General features: G+C 38.0%; 21 protein-coding genes and 1 tRNA gene. 14 read left to right on the top strand and 8 right to left on the bottom strand.

Features of this window, described 5'->3' with window-relative positions; genetic code table 11:
• The first annotated feature begins 5 nt into the window (after positions 1–5).
• Genes DWA31_RS08290 through hemB form a run of 3 tightly spaced genes read left to right on the top strand, consistent with a single transcriptional unit; the run spans position 6 to position 2,724 of the window.
• Entirely contained in the window at positions 6–800 is a 795-nt protein-coding gene (locus DWA31_RS08290; RefSeq protein ID WP_114326131.1) for a TatD family hydrolase, read from the top strand.
• An 11-nt stretch (positions 801–811) separates the two neighbouring features.
• Positions 812–1,636, top strand: a complete 825-nt coding sequence (locus DWA31_RS08295; protein ID WP_245942556.1) for a GGDEF domain-containing protein — start codon at positions 812–814, stop codon at positions 1,634–1,636.
• 38 nt (positions 1,637–1,674) lie between these two features.
• Positions 1,675–2,724 (top strand): porphobilinogen synthase, encoded by a 1,050-nt coding sequence (hemB, locus tag DWA31_RS08300; protein WP_114326132.1) that lies wholly within the window; start codon positions 1,675–1,677, stop codon positions 2,722–2,724.
• Between the two features lie 8 nt (positions 2,725–2,732).
• Here hemB and DWA31_RS08305 read toward each other — a convergent pair whose 3' ends face one another.
• Both DWA31_RS08305 and rhlB read right to left on the bottom strand, forming a co-directional pair.
• Positions 2,733–3,689, bottom strand: a complete 957-nt coding sequence (locus tag DWA31_RS08305) for a Ppx/GppA phosphatase family protein (protein ID WP_114326133.1) — start codon at positions 3,687–3,689, stop codon at positions 2,733–2,735.
• A gap of 17 nt (positions 3,690–3,706) precedes the next feature.
• Positions 3,707–4,984, bottom strand: a complete 1,278-nt coding sequence (gene rhlB, locus DWA31_RS08310) for an ATP-dependent RNA helicase RhlB (protein ID WP_114326134.1) — start codon at positions 4,982–4,984, stop codon at positions 3,707–3,709.
• Between the two features lie 159 nt (positions 4,985–5,143).
• Here rhlB and trxA point away from each other — a divergent pair, with 159 nt between their 5' ends.
• From trxA to fre, 4 genes are all read left to right on the top strand, one after another.
• Positions 5,144–5,470: a thioredoxin TrxA gene (gene trxA / locus DWA31_RS08315; RefSeq protein WP_114326135.1), complete on the top strand. Its 327-nt coding sequence runs from the start codon at positions 5,144–5,146 to the stop codon at positions 5,468–5,470.
• A gap of 303 nt (positions 5,471–5,773) precedes the next feature.
• Positions 5,774–7,033 carry a transcription termination factor Rho gene (gene rho / locus DWA31_RS08320; protein WP_114326136.1) on the top strand — a complete coding sequence of 420 codons (1,260 nt, stop codon included), beginning with the start codon at positions 5,774–5,776 and terminating at the stop codon, positions 7,031–7,033.
• Between the two features lie 88 nt (positions 7,034–7,121).
• Positions 7,122–8,618 (top strand): 4-hydroxy-3-polyprenylbenzoate decarboxylase, encoded by a 1,497-nt coding sequence (gene ubiD / locus DWA31_RS08325; RefSeq protein ID WP_114326153.1) that lies wholly within the window; start codon positions 7,122–7,124, stop codon positions 8,616–8,618.
• Positions 8,619–8,635: 17 nt separating this feature from the next.
• Complete coding sequence (gene fre / locus DWA31_RS08330; RefSeq protein WP_114326137.1) at positions 8,636–9,355, top strand: NAD(P)H-flavin reductase; 720 nt, start codon at positions 8,636–8,638, stop codon at positions 9,353–9,355.
• Positions 9,356–9,504: 149 nt separating this feature from the next.
• Here fre and DWA31_RS08335 read toward each other — a convergent pair whose 3' ends face one another.
• From DWA31_RS08335 to cyaY, 5 genes are all read right to left on the bottom strand, one after another.
• Positions 9,505–10,704 carry a heme biosynthesis HemY N-terminal domain-containing protein gene (locus tag DWA31_RS08335; RefSeq protein WP_114326138.1) on the bottom strand — a complete coding sequence of 400 codons (1,200 nt, stop codon included), beginning with the start codon at positions 10,702–10,704 and terminating at the stop codon, positions 9,505–9,507.
• Positions 10,701–12,137, bottom strand: a complete 1,437-nt coding sequence (locus DWA31_RS08340; RefSeq protein WP_168427314.1) for a uroporphyrinogen-III C-methyltransferase — start codon at positions 12,135–12,137, stop codon at positions 10,701–10,703. The genes DWA31_RS08335 and DWA31_RS08340 overlap by 4 nt, the downstream gene beginning before the upstream one ends.
• A 159-nt stretch (positions 12,138–12,296) precedes the next feature.
• The gene (locus DWA31_RS08345; RefSeq protein WP_114326140.1) at positions 12,297–13,085 is read right to left on the bottom strand and encodes a uroporphyrinogen-III synthase; all 789 of its coding nucleotides are present in this window, start codon (positions 13,083–13,085) and stop codon (positions 12,297–12,299) included.
• Positions 13,069–14,004, bottom strand: coding sequence for a hydroxymethylbilane synthase (hemC, locus tag DWA31_RS08350; protein WP_114326141.1), 936 nt, complete (start codon positions 14,002–14,004; stop codon positions 13,069–13,071). Before hemC ends, DWA31_RS08345 begins: the two co-directional genes overlap by 17 nt.
• A gap of 24 nt (positions 14,005–14,028) precedes the next feature.
• A complete protein-coding gene (gene cyaY / locus DWA31_RS08355; RefSeq protein ID WP_114326142.1) occupies positions 14,029–14,349 on the bottom strand; it encodes an iron donor protein CyaY in 321 nt (106 codons plus the stop codon).
• Between the two features lie 295 nt (positions 14,350–14,644).
• Between cyaY and dapF the strand changes: the two genes are divergently transcribed.
• The 4 genes from dapF to uvrD all read left to right on the top strand — a co-directional run bounded on the left by dapF (position 14,645) and on the right by uvrD (position 19,506).
• Positions 14,645–15,475: a diaminopimelate epimerase gene (dapF, locus tag DWA31_RS08360; RefSeq protein WP_114326143.1), complete on the top strand. Its 831-nt coding sequence runs from the start codon at positions 14,645–14,647 to the stop codon at positions 15,473–15,475.
• 133 nt (positions 15,476–15,608) lie between these two features.
• On the top strand, positions 15,609–16,295 hold the full coding sequence (locus DWA31_RS08365) for a DUF484 family protein (protein ID WP_114326144.1): 687 nt from the start codon (positions 15,609–15,611) through the stop codon (positions 16,293–16,295).
• A 146-nt stretch (positions 16,296–16,441) separates the two neighbouring features.
• Positions 16,442–17,185, top strand: a complete 744-nt coding sequence (locus tag DWA31_RS08370) for an HAD-IA family hydrolase (protein ID WP_114326145.1) — start codon at positions 16,442–16,444, stop codon at positions 17,183–17,185.
• Positions 17,186–17,331: 146 nt separating this feature from the next.
• Entirely contained in the window at positions 17,332–19,506 is a 2,175-nt protein-coding gene (uvrD, locus tag DWA31_RS08375) for a DNA helicase II (RefSeq protein ID WP_114326146.1), read from the top strand.
• Positions 19,507–20,089: 583 nt separating this feature from the next.
• Here the strand turns inward: uvrD and DWA31_RS08380 are convergent.
• Positions 20,090–20,272 (bottom strand): hypothetical protein, encoded by a 183-nt coding sequence (locus DWA31_RS08380; RefSeq protein WP_114326147.1) that lies wholly within the window; start codon positions 20,270–20,272, stop codon positions 20,090–20,092.
• Positions 20,273–20,785: 513 nt separating this feature from the next.
• Here DWA31_RS08380 and DWA31_RS08385 point away from each other — a divergent pair.
• The 3 genes from DWA31_RS08385 to DWA31_RS17700 all read left to right on the top strand — a co-directional run bounded on the left by DWA31_RS08385 (position 20,786) and on the right by DWA31_RS17700 (position 22,088).
• Complete coding sequence (locus DWA31_RS08385) at positions 20,786–21,148, top strand: DUF2750 domain-containing protein (protein ID WP_114326148.1); 363 nt, start codon at positions 20,786–20,788, stop codon at positions 21,146–21,148.
• A gap of 378 nt (positions 21,149–21,526) precedes the next feature.
• Positions 21,527–21,603: transfer RNA gene (locus DWA31_RS08395), tRNA-Arg, on the top strand.
• A gap of 362 nt (positions 21,604–21,965) precedes the next feature.
• Positions 21,966–22,088, top strand: a complete 123-nt coding sequence (locus DWA31_RS17700) for a hypothetical protein (RefSeq protein WP_281268625.1) — start codon at positions 21,966–21,968, stop codon at positions 22,086–22,088.
• Positions 22,089–22,588 lie beyond the last annotated feature (500 nt).

Raw genomic sequence — 22,588 nt, forward strand, 5'->3', positions numbered from 1 at the left:
GAAAAATGTTGATTGATGTTGGTGTTAACTTAACGAATAAGCGCTTTGATAAAGATCGAGAAGAGCTTATCCTACGTGCTAAAAATCAAGGTGTTGAAAAGCTCTTGATTACAGGTACAAGTGTAAATGAAAGTAAGCAGGCTTTAGCCTTATGCCAACATTATCAACAAAAATTTCCTAATACCCTATTCAGTACAGCAGGTGTTCACCCTCACGATGCTGATGGCGTGAGTGATGATTATTTAGCACAATTAATTCAATTGGCAAAACAACCCCACGTTAAAGCGATAGGAGAGTGTGGTTTAGATTTTAACCGTAACTTTTCCGCACCAGAACAACAATTAAAAATATTTAAAGAACAAATTAACTTAGCTGCAGATCTTAATATGCCATTATTCCTCCATCAGCGTGATGCCTTTTCCCCTTGGTTTTCGGAACTAAAGCCTTTTATTCATCAAATTCCCGCCATGGTTTCTCACTGCTTTACCGGTAATAAAGTAGAATTAGAGCAGTGTGTGGCAGCTAATATGTATATAGGTATTACCGGTTGGCTCTGTGATGAGCGCAGAGGAAAAGAGCTACAAGATATCATTAAATTAATCCCCTTAAATCGCCTATTAATTGAAACAGATGCTCCTTATTTAACTCCTAGAACGATTAGACCTCGCCCTAAAAGTAGTCGCAATGAACCAGGCTACTTACCCTATATAGTTCAACAAATAGCTGATATAACAGCTATTGACCCAGATGAAATAGCTTGTCAAACTAGTATAAATGCTCGTAAAGTTTTTAACTTATAAAGAAGCTAGCCGTGACTGACCAAACACTTCAATGTAACGAACTACTTTTTCAAGGGTTAGCAATAGGCTTCATCATTTGCTTGGTGGTAATGTTAATTATCGCTTATACATTCTATCGAAAGTATTCAATAGGGCAAAAATCTTTGAAAGGTCAACTAACACAAGCAAAGAACGCCATTTTAGCAGCAAAAAACTCTTATCAGTTACTGTTAAATCAGCAACAAGAAAGCCAAGATCTGCTAGAAGAGAGAGTTCAAGAGCGCACTTTGGAATTGCATATTGCCTTGCAAGAGCTAGAAGAAGCTAATCGTGAGCTAGAGCAAAAAAACACCTTAGATGAATTGACTGGATTATTTAATCGTCGATTTTATGATCAGAAAATCCTTGCTGAATATCGTCGTAGTAAGCGTAACTTAACCCCATTAAGTTTGATCATTATTGATATTGATCATTTTAAAGCAGTCAATGATAGTTATGGACACTTAGCAGGTGATCAATGTTTAATTTGGCTGAGCAAGCATCTCCAAAAAAGCCTAAAGCGCGGTAGTGATATGGCTTTTCGCTATGGAGGTGAAGAATTTTGTGTAATATTGCCTGATACTGATGCTAAAGGGGCAATGACTTTAGCCGAGGCTTTAAGAAAAAATATTGAGCGTCAGGTATGTACTCATAAAGAGTTTGAAATATCATTGACAATTAGTAGTGGTATTTGTACTTATATACAGCAAGATGATGTGCAGCCCGAACAGATATTTACAAGAGCTGATACAGCGCTTTATGAGGCAAAACATAACGGACGTAATCAAACTAAAGTATATAAAGATCGTATTGAATAAGCAGCATAAATTCTCAGCATCAATTTTCAGGAAAAACTATGAATAACAATATAAATCAGTCGTCTTTTGGTCAATTTCCAGCACGTCGTATGCGTCGTATGCGCAAAGATGATTATACTCGTCGACTAATGGCAGAAAACCAATTAACGGTTAACGATTTAATCTATCCTGTATTTGTTTTAGAGGGTGAAAACCAATGTGAAGAAATTACTTCAATGCCCGGAGTATCGCGAAAAAGTATTGATTTATTATTAGAAGAAGCACAAGAATTAGTTGATCTAGGTATACCTGCGATTGCTATATTTCCGGTGACACCCAGTGATAAAAAATCTTTAATGGCTGAAGAAGCATACAATGCAGAAGGTTTAGCTCAACGTACGGTACGGGCATTAAAAGAAAAATTTCCACAGTTAGCTGTTATTACCGATGTGGCGCTTGATCCGTTCACCACCCATGGTCAAGATGGGATTTTAAGTGAAAGTGATGACAATAAAGCCGGTGCGACAGGTTATGTATTAAACGATATCACAACAGAAATATTAGTTAAGCAAGCGTTATCACATGCGCAAGCGGGTGCTGATATTGTTGCACCTTCGGATATGATGGATGGTCGTGTTGGTGCTATTCGCCAAGGGTTAGAAGCTCAGGGTTTTGTTAATACTAAAATTTTAGCCTATTCAGCCAAATATGCTTCTCATTACTATGGTCCATTTCGCGATGCTGTCGGCTCAGCCGGTAACTTAAAAGGTGGCGATAAGCATACTTATCAAATGGATCCTGCGAATAGTAACGAAGCCTTACATGAAGTTGCACAGGATATTAGTGAAGGTGCTGATATGGTGATGGTTAAGCCGGGAATGCCTTATTTAGATATAGTACGCCGTGTTAAAGATACCTTTCAAGTACCAACATACGCATATCAAGTGAGCGGTGAATATGCCATGCATATGGCAGCAATTCAAAATGGTTGGTTAGCTGAAAAACCTTGTGTGATGGAAGGCTTGTTGGCGTTTAAGCGCGCTGGTGCAGATGGTATATTAACGTATTTTGCCAAACAAGTTGCCAGATGGTTAAAAGAAGAGAAATAGACGTAGAGTTAGATGTTTCGGGGAGGGAGCATCTCATAGAGTAATCCTTCACGAAGCGCTCCAGTAGAAAGTGTTAACTCGGCAATGTTAAAAACTTTAAATAAAGCAATTAGAATACTCAAACCACTAGCAAGCACTGGTGCTCTATCGGCTCTTAACCCGGAAAACGAGATGTTATCAATGATTTTACAGTGAATAAGCGCTTGTTTTATTTCTTGCAAAAAATCTGAAGTGATTATAATAGGTTGCTTTCTACCGTGAAGGATTTCGGCTAATGCTTGCATAGAGCCAGAGCTACCTAAAACAGATTGCCAACCTAAATTGAGAAAGTTTACGGATATTGGAGTAATGATTTTGATTGCTGCAGCTATAGCAGTAGTAAAATTTCTCTCTGTTAATAAATTGTCAGCAAAAAATATTTCTTTAAAACTAACGCAGCCTAAATTTAGGCTAATGGTATGTTTCGCATCAAAGCCTTGACCAATAATTAATTCAGTACTTGCACCACCAATATCAATAACGAAACGTTTTTTCTCAAAATTATCTTGGCAGGTGTGGGCAACGCCACTGTAGATTATTTTGGCTTCTTGTTCGCCACTAATCAGTTTGATTTTTACTGGTAAAATTTTATTGGCAGGTATTAAAAAATCATCACGATTTATCGCTATTCTTAATGCAGCGGTAGCAACAATACGAATATTGCTAGCAGGGATGCCTTTGAGGTGTTCGGAAAATAAGGTTAAACAATCAATGCCACGGTTAATAGCATCTTGGTTTAATTCATTGTTATCATTTAAACCTGCAGCCAAGCGTACTTTTTGTTTTATTTTGGCTACAACCTTAATTTTGTTGTTAACGAGTTGAGTAATCCGTAAGTGAAAGCTGTTTGATCCTAAATCGACCACAGCATAATGCGAATTTGTATATTCGGCCTTAAGCTGTGGTGTTTTTTTTTGCATGGTCATTTAAAAACAAAGAGAAACTAACGGCGAGGGCGAGAGTTACTGTTGCCGCTTTGTCTAAAGTTACCACGGCCTCCTTGTCTGTTACCACCAGGTTTATGGCGGCGAGGGCGCGGACTTACTTTAGGTAAATCATCAAGCAATGCTTCATGTAAGTATTTTGTTACTGGCAATGCGTGTTCAATGTACTCTTCAATTGCAGGTAGGTTAAATACATATTGTTCACAAGCTAGGCTTATAGCATGTCCAGTTGCACCAGCACGGCCTGTACGACCAATACGATGTACATAATCTTCACAATCATCTGGTAAATCATAGTTAAAAACATGCGTAACTGATGGAATATGTAAACCACGAGCGGCAACATCAGTAGCCACTAATATATCTAAAGTTCCATCGGTAAATTGCTCTAGTATTTTTAGACGCTTCTTTTGGGGAACATCGCCAGTTAATAAACCAGCACGTAATTTATCAGCAACAAGGTGATCGAAAAGTTTTTCACATACGTGTTTAGTATTGGCGAAAATAATAGCTTTTTCAGGCCAGTCTTCTTCTATTAATGTTTGTAATAAAACCATTTTATCTTCATTAGAAGGATAAAATAATTCTTCACTGATGCGAGTATTTGTTTTTTGTTCTGGTGCAATTTCCACACTGGTCGGATCATTCATATGCTCGAAAGCAAGCTCTTTAACTCTAAATGATAATGTTGCTGAGAACAGCATGCTTAAACGCTGCTTTGCAGGGGGCATTTTATTAAACATATAGCGAATATCTTTAATAAAGCCTAAATCGAACATTCTGTCGGCTTCATCAAGTACAATAACTTCAATATTACTTAAGTTATAAATGCCTTGTTTTAAATAGTCTAATAAGCGTCCACAGGTGCCAATTAAAATATCAACACCTTGCTCTAGTTCTAAACGTTGACTTTCATAACCTTCACCGCCATAGACAATACCAAGACGTAGCCCAGTACTTTTTGCCATTTCAATAGCATCACGATGAATTTGAATAGCAAGTTCACGTGTTGGAGCCATTATTAATGCTCGAGGTTGATTATGCGTCGGTGCTTCTACTTGTAACAATCGGTGAAAAGTTCCGGCCAAAAATGCGATGGTTTTACCTTCGCCTGTTTGAGCTTGGCCTGCAATGTCAGTGCCTTTAAGCAATATAGGTAAAGACTGTTCCTGAATGGACGTACAATGGTGGAAGCCCATGGCTTCTAATCCGGTTACTACTTGCGGAGCAAGATTTAGGTCAGCGAATTTTGTTTCTGTTAAGTGTGTTTTTTTCATGGCGCTAGCTTAACACCATAGTTGTTTAATAACTAACTTTAGCTGCGTTAAGTGAATATAAAAGAAAACAAACTTGAAAAATAGGCAACATAGCCTCATAAAGGTATAGTATAAAAATTAAATAGCGTGGCACAATAGCCATAAGAGATGGAGAATAAGATGAACGATAAAATTGTTCAGCTAACTGATGATAGTTTTGAAGCTGATGTTTTAAAAGCCCAGGGCTTAGTGTTGGTTGATTTTTGGGCAGAATGGTGTGGTCCTTGTAAAATGATAGCGCCAGTTCTTGATGATATAGCGGTAGAATATGATGGTAAGGTCACGGTTGGTAAATTAAACATTGATGAAAATTCAGATACTCCACCTAAGTATGGTGTACGAGGAATTCCAACTCTATTGTTGTTTAAAGATGGCGAAATAGCTGACACTAAAGTAGGCGCCTTATCTAAAACACAATTAAAAGAGTTTTTAGATAAAAACCTTTAATTAGTCATTAAATATAAAAAAACCTGAAATTATTTCAGGTTTTTTTATGCATACTATAAAAACAGTTAAATATTTGCTTACATTTTCACGAGTGACTTTACCTAGTTCACTTTTAATGCTAGATTTAGCTCCTGAGTATAAAATAACATTTCTACATCCCTATTCTATTATCTTTTTTTACTACTTTTATTAGCTTTCTTTTAGCTTTTTATTAGATAAAAAGATTATAAACACACATTTAAAATAAACTGTCATCGGCAATCGCCAGGACATAACCACTTAAAATAGTTTAAGAAACCCCCTATGAATCTTACCGAATTGAAAGAAAAATCCATTAATGAATTGGTTGCACTAGCTGAATCTATGAAGCTAGAAAACCTTGCTAGAACACGCAAACAAGACATAATATTTGCTATTTTAAAGAAGCATGCCGAAAACGACAATGATATTTTTGGTGGTGGTGTTTTAGAAATTTTACAAGATGGTTTTGGCTTTTTACGCTCTGCCGACTCTTCCTATTTAGCCGGTCCAGATGATATTTATGTATCACCAAGTCAAATCCGCCGTTTTAGCATGAGAACGGGTGATACTATTCAAGGTAAAATTCGTTCACCGAAAAAAGGCGAGCGTTACTTCGCCTTGTTAAAAGTAACGGAAGTTAATTTTGACCGCCCTGAAAATACCCGCGGTAAGATTTTATTTGAAAACTTAACACCTATACATCCTACCGACCGCATGACTATGGAGCGTGGTAATGGCTCAACGGAAGATATTACCGCTCGTGTTATTGATTTAGCGTCACCCATTGGTAAAGGTCAACGTGGTTTGATTGTTGCGCCGCCAAAAGCGGGTAAAACCTTATTATTACAAAACATCGCACAAAGTATTGCGCATAATTATCCTGATGCCGAGCTAATGGTATTATTAATTGATGAGCGTCCAGAAGAAGTAACGGAAATGCAGCGTTTGGTTAAAGGTGAAGTTATTGCTTCTACTTTTGATGAACCAGCAAGTCGTCACGTACAAGTGGCTGAAATGGTTATTGAGAAAGCAAAACGTTTAGTTGAACATAAAAAAGATGTGGTAATTTTACTCGATTCAATTACCCGTTTAGCCCGTGCCTACAACACCGTTATTCCTTCGTCAGGTAAAATTCTATCTGGTGGTGTTGATGCCAATGCTTTACATCGTCCGAAGCGCTTCTTTGGCGCAGCACGTAATATTGAAGAAGGTGGTAGTTTAACTATTATTGCTACTGCGTTGGTTGAAACTGGCTCTAAAATGGATGAAGTTATCTACGAAGAATTTAAAGGTACAGGTAATATGGAATTACACCTGTCTCGTAAGATTTCAGAAAAACGCGTTTTCCCAGCGATTAATATTAATCGTAGTGGTACACGTCGTGAAGAATTGATTACTAAGCCTGATGAATTACAAAAAATGTGGATTTTACGTAAAATCGTTCATGAAATGGATGAAATAGGCGCTATTGAATTCCTTATTGATAAACTAGCAATGTCTAAAACCAATAATGAATTTTTTGATTCAATGAAACGCAAGTAATCTTTATACGGGTATAGTACTGATGAAAACCAGTCATACCGGCTGGTTTTTTTGTTTTTAAAACCCTTTGCAAAAATTAATGGCATTTATGAAATATAACGACTTACGAGACTTTATCAGTCAGCTTGAAAAAATAGGGCAATTGAAACGTATTACAGCCCCTATTTCCACTCACCTTGCTATGACTGAAATTAGCGATCGTACACTGCGCGCTAAAGGACCGGCATTATTATTCGAGAATGCGGTAGATGAAAATGGTCAGCCTCATAATATGCCAGTACTCACTAATTTATTTGGCACACCCGATAGAGTAGCACTTGCTATGGGGCAAGAAAACGTTACTGCTTTACGTGATGTAGGTAAGCTATTGGCTATGCTTAAAGAGCCGGAGCCACCAACCGGTCTTCGTGATGCTTTAGGTAAAATACCTGTTTATAAACAAGTGCTCAATATGCCCGTTAAAGTGATTAAAAAGCCACTTTGTCAGCAAATTGTATTGAGTGGTGATGATGTTGATTTGACCAAGTTGCCTATTCAAACTTGTTGGCCAGGTGATGTTGCTCCCTTAATTACTTGGGGTTTAACTATCACTAAAGGTCCTCATAAAGAGCGTCAAAATTTAGGTATTTATCGTCAACAAGTATTGTCTAAAAATAAAGTTATTATGCGTTGGCTATCTCATCGTGGTGGCGCGTTAGATTTTCAAGAGTTTAAGACAACCAATCCAGGTGAGAAATATCCCGTTTCTGTTGCTTTGGGGGCCGATCCGGCAACTATTTTAGGGGCAGTAACGCCAGTGCCCGATACCTTGTCAGAGTATGCGTTTGCTGGTTTATTACGTGGTTCAAAAACGGAAGTGGCAAAATCAATCAGTAATGATTTACAAGTGCCGGCAACAGCAGAGATTATTTTAGAAGGTTACTTAGATCCCGAAGAAACAGCACCAGAAGGTCCTTATGGTGATCATACCGGTTATTATAATGAAGTTGATGACTTTCCTGTCTTTACCGTTACCCATATCACTATGCGCAAAGATCCTATTTACCATAGTACCTACACAGGAAGACCACCGGATGAACCTGCTATTTTAGGGGTGGCATTAAATGAAGTATTTGTACCTATTTTACAAAAGCAGTATCCTGAAATTCAAGATTTTTATTTACCGCCAGAAGGATGTTCTTATCGTTTAGCGGTTGTCACTATTAAGAAGCAATACGCAGGTCACGCTAAACGAGTCATGATGGGCGTTTGGTCATTTCTGAGACAGTTTATGTACACTAAATTTGTCATTGTTTGTGATGATGATGTTGATGCACGAAATTGGGAAGATGTGATTTGGGCAATGACTACGCGTATGGATCCAAGCCGAGATACAGTGTTAATTGAAAATACCCCGATAGATTATTTAGATTTTGCCTCGCCAGTTTCCGGTTTAGGATCTAAAATGGGATTAGATGCGACAAATAAATGGCCTGGTGAAACAAATAGAGAATGGGGCGTGCCCATTGAAATGACTGATGAAATAAAGCAACAGATAGATGATATTTGGGATGATTTAGCTATCATCCCTGAAGAAAACAATTAAATTAAAGAGATATATAAATGAAAACAATTAGCTGTCAAATAGTGTCGTTAACTTCACTTACGGCTCATGTATTTAAAGTACTATTAAAACCTGCTGAAAAAGTAGACTTCATTGCTGGGCAGTATTTGAACTTTATAATGAGCGACAAAGACAAACGACCATTTTCCATTGCTAGCTCACCTAATAGTGATTTGATTGAATTGCAAATAGGCGCTTTTGTTGCTGACAGCTATCCCATGCAGGTAATAGAACGCATTCAATCTGCACAAGCAGATGATAAATCGGTCACTATTGAGATACCTTCAGGTAAAGCTCAGTTACGTACGGAAAGTGAACGTCCATTGTTATTGTTAGCGGGTGGTACAGGCTTTTCTTATATCAAGTCCATGTTCGAGTACTTAGCTGAGCAAAACTCGCAACGTCATATTATGGTGTACTGGGGTTTACGTGAATTGGCCGCCGCCTATGAACTTGAAGAAACTGCAGCGGTAATAGCTAAATTACCGCATGCTAACTTTATTCCAGTTATTGAAAATATAGATGAAAATGCTAGCGAAAAATGGCAAGGAAAAACAGGCTTAGTCCATCAAGCGGCCATGCATGATATTGTTAGCTTTGAACCTTATGATATTTATCTTGCTGGACGCTTTGAAATGGTCGGCGCTATTCGTAGTGACTTTGTTGAGCATGGTGCGTTAGTAGAACATATGTATGCAGATGCTTTTGCTTTCATTTAAATAACTTAACGTTACGTCTGAACCCAATTGAATATATTATTTCAATTGGGTTCAGTTGAAGATACTAAGGTTGTTGAAAATTCACGGTTAAAAGGTTTTTATTCCCTAGTATCTCTTCCTAGTACTTATTCAAAGGTACTTTAATTCGACTACAGGGCATGAACCTTAACCCATACTTCATTTGCTGCTTGGTGTTGACCTTCTTCTGTCAGGGCTTTAGCGAAAGCTTGTAAGTCTTGTTTATCGTATTGCTGTCCTTCAAGTTTAATTAAACTGCCAAAGGCCTTTTCTGCCATTGACCATTGTTCACTCATTAGGGCTAAATGTCCTAAGCAACTTAGCCATTGAGGACTTTGTCTATTATCATGGAGATTTTTTTGAACTAAGGCTATTAACGGTTCACTCCGCTTAATAGGTAGTGAGCGTAACTGTTTAAGAAAGCGATCGTTAGGCTGCTTCTTCAGCATAGGTGTAATGAGCTTGATTAATGGTTCGGTGATGTTTTGCTCAGCTAGAACCTGACAATAAGCAAATAAAATTGCTTCTCGTTGCTTTACCTTACGGCCAAGTGAATTCCAATAATCTTGCAAGCTTGCTTGGTCTTGTTTACGGATAATGTGGTTAAATGCGCCATAATAGGCTTTTGCTTCCCATGCTTGAACGGTTTCATCATTGATGGACTTTTCTTTGCGGACAATACTTAAATAATCTACCGCTGATTCGAAGCGTTTTTCAATTAAACATAAATCAACTTCTAGTACTAAAAATCTAGCATCGTGACCAATTTGTTTATGATTTTCATCAATTAATAACCGTGCTCTTTTATATGCATCGTCCGATTTTTGATTCATTAACAGCTTTACTTTAACAATAACACTGGCTAAATCGGCAGTTTTTGATTTTGCACTCTCTTGTTCTAATAAGGTTAAATAGTGGTTGGTATTGGTATCAAGTTTCTGTTTTGCAGAGGCAGCAGCGGCAAGTAAATACGCACTCTGTTGGCGTTTAGCCGGCTCGGCACTTTTCGCAAACAGTTGCTCTGCGCCTTGGTAATCTTCTAACATATAGGCAGCTAGACCTTTGTTGAAATTGGCAATGCCGCGCCTTCTGCTAGCAAAGGCTAGCATATCCCATGTTTTGAAGCTGATTTTGAAGCCGCCACGTAGCACTTTGAAAAGTATAAAAGCGCTGATAACGAATAGAGAGAACATTATTGTTGCTGACAGTATTGTTAATTCAATAATGGTTTCATCCATGGCAATCAGGATGTAGCCTTTTTCATCAATTAATAGCGGGCTAAGGGCTAAAACAGTAAAGAATAATATAATGATGGCAATAAAACGGATCATATGATGCCCTCAACGTTAGGTTGATCATCTTGCTGTTTGGGTAAAGGAGATGATTTTTGAGGTTCAGTCGTTACTGCATCAGATTGCTTGTTTTGAGGTGATTTTTCAGCGTCATCGGCTGTGTTTGACGGCGAAGCCTGAGGTTTAGTAGGTAAAATTACAGGTTGAGGCTCTACTGCACCAGATTGCTTCACTGGAGATGCTTTTTCAGTATCATCAGCTGTTTTCGATTTCATCGGTTGGTTTTTCAGCGCTGTTCTGATGGCCTTTAAAGAGGTTAATTCACTTGGATAATCATAACTAACGAGTTTTGTTTGTAAGTTAGTTAATGATTGTAGGAAATGTTGATTAGTTGCATCTCCCAGATCAAAGAACTCAGTAATCCATTCTTGAACATCGGTTAAAGCTTGTTGGTAAATGTCCCCTTTGCGCTCACTCGCCGCCCATAAAGCCAATTGAATTTTTAAATTTAAATTTTGTCTTAAATGCTGCTGTTGTTCTGGTGATACTAGTGGCTTAATCATTCCCGTTCTTTGACGAACACGAATAAAGTCATCAAGAAATTTCTTCCATGTTTTGGCTAAGTTAGCTTGCCAATCATTAACATCATTCGACAATTCAAGGTTAGTATTTTTATCCGATTTTGCACCGATATCCACCATGGCCAAAGGTAGTATTGCTACTTGTTTGTTCATTGCCATCAATGTTAAAACAATCTCATCAGTTTGTAAGGTAGGCATTAGTTCAAGTGACTTCATGTCTTGATGAACTAATTGACGAACCGGTAAAAAAGCAGGATCGTTCAGATCGGCTAAGCGGGCATCGGCATCTTTAAGTAAACCAACCGCTGCAGTAGTGTCATGTTCTAACCATAAGGTTCTTGCCGCAATACGAATGAGGTATTCAGCTTCATGCAATAGCCAATCACTGGGTTGTCGCTGTTTCATCTTTTGTTCAAGTTGGCTGACAGTCGTGTTCAGTTCTCTAATTTTTGCTTGGTTACTGCCGTTAACTTGAGTGGTTACTTGCTGTAGCTGCTTAGCAAAAGCTTCTTGCTGCTTAATTAGCGTTTGATATTGATTAGCTGTAGCAGTATTTTGATGATCGATTTGTTGAGAGAGCTCTGCTGTCAATAATTGGCTTTGTTGCTGCTGCCAAAAATAGTGACCAGCTGTGCTACCTAAAGCGATAACAATAGCAACGAGTGCTAATTTTGACACCTTGTTTTTACTACTAGCTGTAGCTTTTTTCGTTGGCACCTTAGTTTTACCACCCGCAGTGGTTTCTTTCGTTGGTACCTTATCTTGACTGCTAGCGGTAGTTTCTTTTGCTGAAACTTTTGTCTCTGTTGCTTTAGTCGTTTTAGTGACGGGCGCTTTAGTGTCAATATTTTTTTCTGGCTCAGTGGCTAATGGCGTTTTTTTATCAGTCATTTTTAATTCCATTATTGAATTTTAGTAACTATTCAACAAACGCTATAAAAGCGAATCATTCCGTAATTTCTTAACACGGAACATTAGTTATTCACATACAATTCCTCGATTAAGATACCACGAAGATAACGGATGGTGAATAGAGTCGAATCTTATTGCTTAACATTTATTCTCAATGATTGCTTGTAGCGTAGTGCTGATCGCTTGTTCATTAGCGCCGTCACTTTGTATTACATTAACTAACCCAAGCTGTTGAGCTTGGTTGGCAATACGTTTACTTGCTACTAACCAAATACATTGATTTCTCCAGTACTTAGTTGTGTCATTTTCTACGGCTACGTTAGTAGCCTGTGTCAATTGTACGAGCTTATCTAATAGTGCGTTACTGGTAACGACAATACAATTAATTTGTTGTTGATACCATTGCTTGTTTATATCTTTAGGAAATGTTCGCCATACTCTTTGATAGCTTTCAAGGTAATGTATCATTGCGCCACGCTTGACTAATTCTATTGCCAAGTGTTCTCTACCACCATTACCACGTACTATCGTGATAGTTTTATTTGATAGATTTTCATTTAGTGTACTTAAGGCTAGCACACCTTCGCTATTTTCTTGAGAAGGGCATTGTATATTTTTAAGCGCTAATGCTTGTAGCGCTGCTTTTGTCGCTTTACCAACAGCAATAATATGTTGATATTTCCAGTGTGTTGTTGCAACGTTAGCATGAGCAAACTCAACTGCGGCAGCACTAACAAAAATTAAAATATCGGCAGTGGTCAGTAACCTTTCACTTTGAATGTGATCAGCTAACGGTAGATAATCGAATAGCGGCTGGCTAACGCAAGCGATACCTTGTTTGTTAAGTAACAAGGTTAATGCTTGCGCTTTTTTTGTTGGCCGAACGACTAGAACGTTAAGCGGATAAACACTATTGGTTGTCTGCATAAACCTGTTGTAAAATTTTATCAGCACCGCGGCTAAGCAATTCTTGTGCTAGGGTATTACCTAATGCTTCACCTTGATCAACAGGGCCAGTAATTTCACTTTCAATCATTTCACTTCCATCTACCGCGCCAACTAAGCCACGTAGGTGAACTTCTTTACCATCAGCTGAAATAACACTATAACTAGCAATAGGAACCTGACAGCCGCCTTCTAATGCTTTGTTCATTGCGCGCTCTGTTAATACACGGATACGCGTTGTGCTACATTCAAGGGGAGCTAATAAGGCCTTGATAGTCTCGTCATTAATACGACACTCAATACCAACAGCGCCTTGACCATTAGCAGGTAACATTTCTTCTGGCTCAATATATTGAGCGATACGTTCGCTCATTTCTAAACGAATTAAACCAGCAGCAGCTAAAATAATCGCGTCATATTGGCCTTCATCTAATTTTTTTAAACGGGTATTTACGTTGCCGCGTAAGTCTCTAATATCAAGATCAGGTCGTTTCGCTTTTAATTGACATTGGCGACGTAAGCTTGAGGTACCAACAATAGCACCTTGAGGTAAATCGTTAAGAGTTGCATAAGTATTTGAAACAAAAGCGTCACGGGGATCTTCGCGAGGACAAATCACCTCTAAATCCAAACCGTCAGGGAATTCTACGGGTACATCTTTCATTGAATGAACAGCAATATCAGCTCGGTCTTCGAGCATGGCAACTTCAAGTTCTTTAACAAACAAACCTTTACCGCCTACTTTTGCCAATGGGGTATCTAAAATAATATCGCCTTTGGTGGTCATCGGCACAAGTTCAACAGTAATATCTTGATGAAAGAGTTCTAATTGTGCTTTTACGTATTCTGCTTGCCATAATGCTAGGGCGCTTTTACGTGTTGCTATTCGTACTGTAGTCATATGTCTTGTTCTCAAAAGTTTATGCTATTGTGTTATTAGGGTTATTTCAGTCTCGGCCTGTTTACTTACTGCGGCAGATAAAAATTGCCAAAATTCACCACCGCCACGTTTATCTGTCCAAATATCATCGGAAAATGAAAAATGGTGGCCATTAAATTTAGTCGCTACCCATATTTCATGTAAGGGCGCTTGCTTATTTATGATGATTTTAGTGCTGTTTTTAAACGTTAATGTTAATAAGCCACCAACGCCTTCGTAATCTATATCAACACCACATTCTTCAATCGCCTCTTCAACGGCAAGTAATAGATCTTCAGCGATTAAATTGTATTGGCTATCGTTCATTGGCTTTCTTTAGTTGTTTGGGAGATCAGCATGTGAGTATAATACCAATCAACTGAGATAAATATAACAATTAAGTTAAGTACAAAGCTTGATTTAGACAACTTTCATGGTAAAAACTGGTAATCATGCATTCAATTAAACATTTTTCTTTTTTGTTCAGCTGCTTTTTAATGAGCCTGCTTCTCTGTGCCTGTGGCTCCAAGGGTGATTTATATCAAGTGGTTGAGCCAGAGCAAAGTACTATGGTAAAAGAGTCCCAACAACAGAATACAGATACTATAAAGAAGCCGAAATAATGTTAGTGAATTTTTCTAAAATGCATGGCCTAGGTAATGATTTTTTAGTACTGGATAATGTAACGCAAAATGTTTACTTATCTAATGAACAAATTGCTAAATTGGCAGACAGAAATTTTGGTGTTGGTTTTGATCAATTGTTAATTGTTGAGCCGCCTTATGATCCAGATTTAGACTTCCATTATCGAATTTTTAATGCTGATGGTAGCGAGGTCAATCAGTGTGGTAACGGTGCTCGTTGTTTTGCACGTTTTGTGCGGATGAAAGGCTTATGTAATAAAAATAAAATTAAAGTCACAACAGCTTCAGGCAAAATGACTCTTTTTGTTGAGCGAGATGGTAATATTTCAGTCACCATGCCAGTTCCACAATTTGAACCCGCTAAAATCCCTTTTACCGCCCAAAAAGCCGAAGGAACCTATATTTTACGCAGTGAATCAGAAACAGTACTTTGTGGGGTTGTTTCGTTGGGCAATCCTCACTGTGTAGTAACCGTTGATAATGTACTTGAAGCGCCTGTTGCTACTTTAGGTAAAGAGTTGTCATTGCACGAACGTTTTCCTGAACAGGCTAATGTTGGTTTTATGGAAGTTGTAGCGCCAAATCAAATTAAATTACGTGTTTATGAGCGTGGAGCGGCTGAAACGTTGGCTTGTGGCAGTGGCGCTTGTGCCGCTGTGGTTATTGGTCAAATGCAAAACAAATTAAACCGACAAGTAACCGTTGAGTTACCTGGTGGAAAATTAAGAATTTATTGGAAAGGCCCTGGACACCCAGTAAAAATGTCTGGTCCTGCGGTACATGTGTTTGATGGACAGCTGTCTGTATAATCATCGAACTTATTGCTATTTTGTCTAATTTCGTTGTCGAAAGTGCTCATTTATATTCATATATTCCGTACTTTCTTCTAGAGTTTGAACAAAATTTTTGCAAGCTGAATTACAAAAAGTGAAGAAGATTTTTATGAAAAATGAACAAAAAACTACAAATATTGATGATTTACCGTTAACTGATGAGTTGGTGAGTGCTTACCTACAGGATAATCCAGATTTTTTTAATCGCAACAATGAATTGATGACCGGGTTAAGGCTGATAGATAATCAACGAGGAACAGTGTCTTTAGTTGAAAGGCAACAACAGCAGTTGAGACAGCAAGTACATAATTTAGAAGATGAAATTACTCAGTTGATGTCAGTTGCTAGTCATAATGAAAATTTATTTATGCTTTACAGTGACTTGTATTTACGGTTATTAGATAGCAAATCAGCAAATGAATTACTGGATTGCTTAACGCAAGCCACGAAAGAGTTACTGTCTTTATCTGCTTTTAAACTGTATTTGATTAACGGTGTTGATATGTCACATGACAGTTTATCAAAAAATGATTGCCAAGGTGTGATGCAAAACCGTTTATCAAACAGTGATTATTACTTTGGTCGTTTACAGCAAAGTGAGCAACAACTAATATTCTCCCATAATTGTGCAGGTTCAGTGGTATTAGTGAAGCTAGTACATGATGACTGTGATTTAGGGTTTTTAGCCATTAGTAGTGATGATGCCCATCATTTTGATCCGCGTATGGATACCTTATTACTTAGCCAATTTAAGCGTTTAGTCGCTAAGTTATTAAAGCAACATTTAGCGATTTAATTAACTCTTCGATAAGCTCGGACAATCCGCCTCCGTTTGTCCTGAGCTTGTCGAAGGAAGCTTGTCGAAGGAAGCTTGTCGAAGGGTCGTACTTCGACTGCTTGTTCCTCACACTCAGTATTAACGGAATAATTTACAGGTAAATAATGAAATTCTACCGTCGATTAACTGAAATCAAAGCGATTAGTTTTGATTTAGATGACACCTTATACAGTAATAAACCCGTCATGCAGGCCGTCGATAAAAAGATGACAGCCTATTTTTCTAGCTTGCTCATTTTAAAAAATATTATGCTCGATCAGCATAAACTTTTGAATGTGCATTTTTGGTCTTATTTTCGCCACCAAGCTATTCTAAAGCAACCTCACTTAGCACATGATGTGGTGCAATCGCGTTTAGTCAGTTATCAATTAGGCTTTATATCGCTTGGTTTAACTGAAGATGTCGCCCATCAACAGGCGCAAGCAGCAGTAGATTATTTTATTACGCTGCGTAGTGACTTTACCGTTCCCGAAGAAAGTAAAAAACTTCTTGCTAATCTAAGTAAAGAGTACGTTTTGATTGCCATCAGTAATGGTAATGTTGACACTAAAACGTTAGGGATTTCACACTACTTTCAACGTATTTATCATGCCGGTTGGCAGACAGATGGCCGTTTACTAAAACAAAAACCGATAAGTGATATGTTTACGTTAGCGTGTCAGCAATTGGACATTAAACCATCGCAGTTACTGCATGTTGGTGATTGTGGTCATTCAGATATTCAAGGAGCATTGCGAGCAGGTTGTCAGACGGCATGGCTATCTTGTTATGATGTCGGTAAGCCTATTGCAGTGCTTCCTCATATTGAGCTGAATCAACTCACCCAGCTTGAGCTATTATTACCTTGATAAAAATATCGAATTAAAAATGCCTCGTTAAAAATTAGTAAATATTCAACTTGCTGTACATAAAACCAGTGCTATACTGGCAAGGTTTAATCATTAGCTCAGTTTTATATCTCAGTTTCAACTATAGTTCAATAAGGTTTTCCGCGATGGATGTTTCAGAATTACTCGACTCTTTAAACGACAAGCAACGTGAAGTTGTTGGTGCGCCGCAACAAAATATGTTGGTGTTAGCGGGCGCTGGGTCAGGAAAAACACGTGTATTAGTGCAGCGCATTGCATGGCTAATGCAAGTTGAACGAGCAGCGTCACATTCTATTTTAGCGGTAACCTTTACCAATAAAGCTGCCGCCGAAATGCGTGCCCGAGTTGAACAAGTGACTAGTGGTAATACCCACGGTATGTGGATTGGTACTTTCCATGGCTTAGCGCACCGTTTATTACGCATGCACTTTCAAGAAGCAAAGTTGCCACAAGCCTTTCAAGTACTTGATAGTGATGATCAGCTGCGTTTAATCAAACGCATTATTCGGTCATTAGCGTTAGATGAAAAGAAATGGCCAGCTAAGCAGTTTGTTTGGTATATCAATGGTAAAAAAGATGAAGGCTTGCGTCCACAACACATTGATGCCCAGTTCGACCCTACTGAAGAGTTGTTTGTTAAGGTTTATAAAGCCTATCAAGAGACCTGTGATCGTGCGGGCTTGGTCGATTTTGCTGAACTACTTCTACGTGCTCATGAACTTTGGCTCAATAATCCTGAACTATTGGCGCATTATCAACAACGGTTTGGTCATATTTTGGTGGACGAATTTCAAGATACCAATGCAATTCAATATGCATGGTTAACCATGTTAGGAAAGGCGCAGTCTAAGGTGATGATTGTTGGTGATGATGATCAATCTATTTATGGTTGGCGTGGAGCAAAAATTGAAAATATTGAACGTTTTACCAGTGAATATGATGATGCAAAAACGATTCGATTAGAACAAAACTATCGTTCAACGGCTAATATTTTAAATGCTGCCAATCAGTTGATAAGTAATAACAATAACCGACTTGGTAAAGAGTTATGGACGGATGATAAAGCCGGAGAAAAAATTTCAATTTACACCGCCTTTAATGAAATAGACGAAGCGCGTTTTATTGCGGGTCGCATTAAACAATGGCGTGATGACGGCGGTAAACTCGATGAAGTGGCTATTCTATATCGCTCTAATGCACAATCACGTTTAATGGAAGAAGCATTATTGCAAGGACAATTACCGTATCGCATTTATGGTGGACAACGTTTCTTTGAACGACAAGAAATTAAAGACGCATTAGCCTATTTACGCATTATTAACAATCGTGATGATGATGCTGCTTTTGAACGTATTATTAATACCCCAACGCGTGGTATTGGTAATCAAACGGTAGCGTTAGTACGTGATGCTGCGAGAAGTTTGCAAGTAACCTTGTGGCAAGCCTGTCAGCAATTATTGAAAACAGAACAATTAAAAGGTCGCAGCGCGAAAACTATCACTACTTTCATTAATTTAGTTGACCAATTAGAAGATGATTCAACGGATTTAGACTTAGATCAACAAGCCAATTTTGTTATCCAGCACTCGGGCTTAAAAGCCATGTATAAAGCAGAAAAAGGCGAACGTGCCGAGCAGCGAATTGAAAACTTAAATGAGTTAGTAACCGCTTGTCAAACCTTTGTAAGTGACCCAGAATTAGTGGAAGATCAAACGCCATTAACGGCTTTTTTAACCCATGCAGCATTAGAGTCGGGTGAATCACAAGCCGAAGAGTTTGAAGCCGCGGTACAACTCATGACTATGCACTCGGCAAAGGGCTTAGAGTTCCCGTTAGTCTTTATTGCCGGTCTTGAAGAAGGAATGTTTCCAAGTCAGCAATCAGTAGAAGAAATAGGTCGTTTAGAAGAAGAACGACGTTTATGTTATGTCGGCATGACAAGAGCAATGAGCAAATTATATTTGTTACATGCAGAAAGCCGGCGCATATATGGGCAGGAAAAATTTCATAAAGCTAGCCGTTTCTTACGAGAATTACCTGAAGATTGTGTCGAAGAAATTCGCATGCAAAGCCAAGTATCTAGACCCAAAAGTGTTGGTAAATTTTCAAATACCTTTACCTTAGAAACGTTTGCAAACACAGGGTTTAAGTTAGGCCAACAAGTCGCTCATGCTAAGTTTGGCGAAGGGGTAGTGTTAAATTATGAAGGTAGTGGCGCACAATCGAGAATTCAGGTTAATTTTGAAGAGGTTGGCAGTAAGTGGTTAGTGGTTGAATACGCTAATTTACAAGCGGTTTAAGTTGATAGTATACAAATAAGGCAAGTGAGAAACGAAGTTTTATGTTCTATTTACAAATAAATTGAACTTAATTGGCAAAAGGTACTCTTACTTAATAGTAATGTTATCCCTTAGTGTTTCATGTTTTTATGCACCTATTTTTATAGGTGCATTTTTTTGTCTAAATTTTACTAAAATATCAATGCATGGTTTTTTGGCAAGGTGAATACTCCAGTATAAGTATTTGATTAAAAGAGATAAAATGGAAAAAGTTAAAAGAGTACGCTGTTAGTTCCGATCATTTGTAATACAGCTTGCGTATCAAAGGGTCTATTCTGAGGTGTTTTTTTATTTAGGAAGTGGTATTTCTGTTGCCATTGCGGACGTAAGGCCTAATGTTTGTAGTGCGGCCATAATGGTAAACCCTCAACCGTCGAAATATCTGTTGTAATGGAATAAGCGTATAGATAATAAAACGCACTAAGTTACCAGTTTAAGTGAAACCACACTTTCGGTTTGAAGCACAGGTTTAGACTCATTAGCCAAATTAATGGCCTTGATTCACCTTCGACTCTCTTACCATTATTTGAGGATACCAACTTGGCTAGATGTCTGTTTCTGAGGCTACTTTCACGTATTCATAATTAAATGCTCTGACTTTTTTACCAGAATTTGCAACAAACTCTACAGTTGTTGAGCGAGGTAATATCAATACTGCCTCGTACTCTTCGCCAGTTAAAAAAGTGTCTTGGCCACATACTAAGTCTTGGGTTAATTTGATTCGCATTACTTATTTTCACTATATATGTTGAATAATTGAACGGATTATACCATTCTTTTACGTACAAATAGTGTTTTGATTGATTTCAATTAATATTTTGGAAAATAATATCCAATCTGGTCATTAAATAGTACTTTAGCCGACTAGTATAAAAGACAGTTCGGATAGGAAAACTGACCTTGTAGGTTTCTCATGTACAGTTGGTCTGTGGCATTAGTGAACGTTTAGCTGTATCTGGTATATCAATAAACAGAGATTAAATCATTTGTTCAAAAGGCTTCAATATCCCCTTGAGCTCACCCAGTCTTGGCGGATATCTTTTTAAAGACAATATTAACACATCAGTTGCTTGCTTTTTTACACTTATCAAATAATTGGACCACTTGATGATCTCTATCGGTGAGCTATTACCTGCCATTTGTTCATTAAAATATAAAGTAAACAAGTGAATTGTTAGTCGTGTTTTTTGTATAATCAAAGGTATAATCCGTATATTCAATTATTTAAAAAATTTAAATTATGAACGATAATAACAACACACTTAAAGCTTTTTTAGCTATGGCTAAACCAACCCAAATGTTATGGGCATTACAAGACAAGGTAAGTGAAGATTGGGTGGTACTCGATTCTATGGCCTATGAAAATACTGAAGTTATGCCACTTTGGTCAAGTGCTGAATTAGCTCAACAACATTGTATTGAAGAATGGGCTAATTATATTCCCTGTGCAATTTCATTATCAGACTGGTTCGAGTTTTGGATTGAAGACTTGAACCAAGATGGCGTTATTGTTGGTGTAAATTGGCAAGATAATGATGAATGTTTGGAAATGGAGCTTGCTGATTTCACCCAGGCATTAACCGCAATTGAGTCTTTGAAATAACACATATCACCAAATAAATGGCCATATTCACTGAGCCACTACACATACGTTGAATGATTTTATGGAAAAAGTTGTGTGGTGAGTAGGGGGAGGTAGTTTAAAAACGCGAAAATACTGAAATGGGGCACCTTGCAGGAGTCAAACCTGCGGCATTCGCTTCCGGAGGGGGGCAGTTTTGCATGCCAACTAACAGGGTCGAATGAAATTCGTCAATAAATATGTATAGAAAAAATTAAGTGCTGGTATTAGTACGGGGCTTTTTATAGAATGCTACCTCATAATTTCCACCCGTAGCTCAGCTGGATAGAGTGCATGCCTCCGGAGGATGCAGTCATAGCAAAAGCTGTCACGGTGGGATACGGTCAAAAAAGTAAAAATGCACCATTAGCTCAGCTGGATAGAGTGCGCCCCTCCGGAGGGCGAGGTCGCAGGTTCGACTCCTGCATGGTGCGCCATTACTGACTTTATATCAATAGCTTTTCTAAATGTCCCATCAGTTACTAATTTATTTTACCGTTTTTAAAATCAGTTTTATGACCGTTATTTTTAGCTGTCACAATTGAATTTTTTAACCCTGTGACAGAATTGTGACAAATCTGCGCCAAATGACCTTCACACGATTTTTAATGGTAGGTTATGATGATATTATTTAGTGATTTCAATCAATGTAACCTCACTAAATCCTTCACTATGTTCAATATGCTGATAACTCGCTAACATTTTATTGATTACTTTTTCTCAACCTACTTATTGTGATCTGATCCAATAGTTTTGGACACCTCGTTAAGTGAGTAAACTAAGCTCACAGAGGTGAAATATGAAAAAGAACAAGCAACGTAAACATTATTCAGACGAGTTCAAAGAAGAGTCGCTTAAACTTGCAGAAAAAGTTGGTGTAGCTCAAGCATCTAGAGAACTTGGTGTTTATAGTGGAAAATAACGTGTGATTGTGCCACCCAATTGCATCGACTATGACCATTCAATTACATACAGCGTTGCCTCTTAATAAATGACAAATATTCTATAAAGCAGTCATTATATTGATTATACGAAAGGGCCGCTTGATACGATATGACATGAACCTGGGCTTGTCTAGCAACATTTGAACCGATACAAATCAGCCCTGCGTTAGATAATAGAATTGTTCTAAATTTCATCAAGAACCTGTAAATTCAAAAATTCTAATTTGATTAAAAAATACCAAAGCGGTCATTAGATTAATATGATTTAGTATTAAATTTTATGATTCTATGGCGCTTCTGGTCGGATAGACGACACCTGTTACCAGGTGTCGTCCTCCTGAGAACCGTACTTGCAACTTTCACTGCATACGGCTCAAGCCTCCACAAAGGCATATAACGTTACCCACCAACCTTTTTCTGGTTGATTTTGCAATACACATCTGAAGCTTTAATACTTGCTGCTCGACGGCTTTCCAGT

Source organism: Candidatus Colwellia aromaticivorans (assembly GCF_003333305.1).
Lineage (GTDB): Bacteria > Pseudomonadota > Gammaproteobacteria > Enterobacterales > Alteromonadaceae > Colwellia > Colwellia aromaticivorans.

What these genes read in the sequence shown, in the direction of transcription:
- hemC (WP_114326141.1), bottom strand. Translation starts at nt 14,004, where the DNA reads ATGACTACAGTACGAATAGCAACACGTAAAAGCGCCCTAGCATTATGG.
- DWA31_RS08305 (WP_114326133.1), bottom strand. Translation starts at nt 3,689, where the DNA reads ATGACCATGCAAAAAAAAACACCACAGCTTAAGGCCGAATATACAAAT.
- dapF (WP_114326143.1), top strand. Translation starts at nt 14,645, where the DNA reads ATGTTAGTGAATTTTTCTAAAATGCATGGCCTAGGTAATGATTTTTTA.
- DWA31_RS08340 (WP_168427314.1), bottom strand. Translation starts at nt 12,137, where the DNA reads ATGACTGATAAAAAAACGCCATTAGCCACTGAGCCAGAAAAAAATATT.
- uvrD (WP_114326146.1), top strand. Translation starts at nt 17,332, where the DNA reads ATGGATGTTTCAGAATTACTCGACTCTTTAAACGACAAGCAACGTGAA.
- hemB (WP_114326132.1), top strand. Translation starts at nt 1,675, where the DNA reads ATGAATAACAATATAAATCAGTCGTCTTTTGGTCAATTTCCAGCACGT.
- DWA31_RS17700 (WP_281268625.1), top strand. Translation starts at nt 21,966, where the DNA reads ATGAAAAAGAACAAGCAACGTAAACATTATTCAGACGAGTTCAAAGAA.
- DWA31_RS08370 (WP_114326145.1), top strand. Translation starts at nt 16,442, where the DNA reads ATGAAATTCTACCGTCGATTAACTGAAATCAAAGCGATTAGTTTTGAT.
- DWA31_RS08365 (WP_114326144.1), top strand. Translation starts at nt 15,609, where the DNA reads ATGAAAAATGAACAAAAAACTACAAATATTGATGATTTACCGTTAACT.
- fre (WP_114326137.1), top strand. Translation starts at nt 8,636, where the DNA reads ATGAAAACAATTAGCTGTCAAATAGTGTCGTTAACTTCACTTACGGCT.
- ubiD (WP_114326153.1), top strand. Translation starts at nt 7,122, where the DNA reads ATGAAATATAACGACTTACGAGACTTTATCAGTCAGCTTGAAAAAATA.
- DWA31_RS08345 (WP_114326140.1), bottom strand. Translation starts at nt 13,085, where the DNA reads ATGCAGACAACCAATAGTGTTTATCCGCTTAACGTTCTAGTCGTTCGG.
- DWA31_RS08380 (WP_114326147.1), bottom strand. Translation starts at nt 20,272, where the DNA reads ATGCGAATCAAATTAACCCAAGACTTAGTATGTGGCCAAGACACTTTT.
- rho (WP_114326136.1), top strand. Translation starts at nt 5,774, where the DNA reads ATGAATCTTACCGAATTGAAAGAAAAATCCATTAATGAATTGGTTGCA.
- trxA (WP_114326135.1), top strand. Translation starts at nt 5,144, where the DNA reads ATGAACGATAAAATTGTTCAGCTAACTGATGATAGTTTTGAAGCTGAT.
- DWA31_RS08335 (WP_114326138.1), bottom strand. Translation starts at nt 10,704, where the DNA reads ATGATCCGTTTTATTGCCATCATTATATTATTCTTTACTGTTTTAGCC.
- DWA31_RS08385 (WP_114326148.1), top strand. Translation starts at nt 20,786, where the DNA reads ATGAACGATAATAACAACACACTTAAAGCTTTTTTAGCTATGGCTAAA.
- DWA31_RS08290 (WP_114326131.1), top strand. Translation starts at nt 6, where the DNA reads ATGTTGATTGATGTTGGTGTTAACTTAACGAATAAGCGCTTTGATAAA.
- rhlB (WP_114326134.1), bottom strand. Translation starts at nt 4,984, where the DNA reads ATGAAAAAAACACACTTAACAGAAACAAAATTCGCTGACCTAAATCTT.
- cyaY (WP_114326142.1), bottom strand. Translation starts at nt 14,349, where the DNA reads ATGAACGATAGCCAATACAATTTAATCGCTGAAGATCTATTACTTGCC.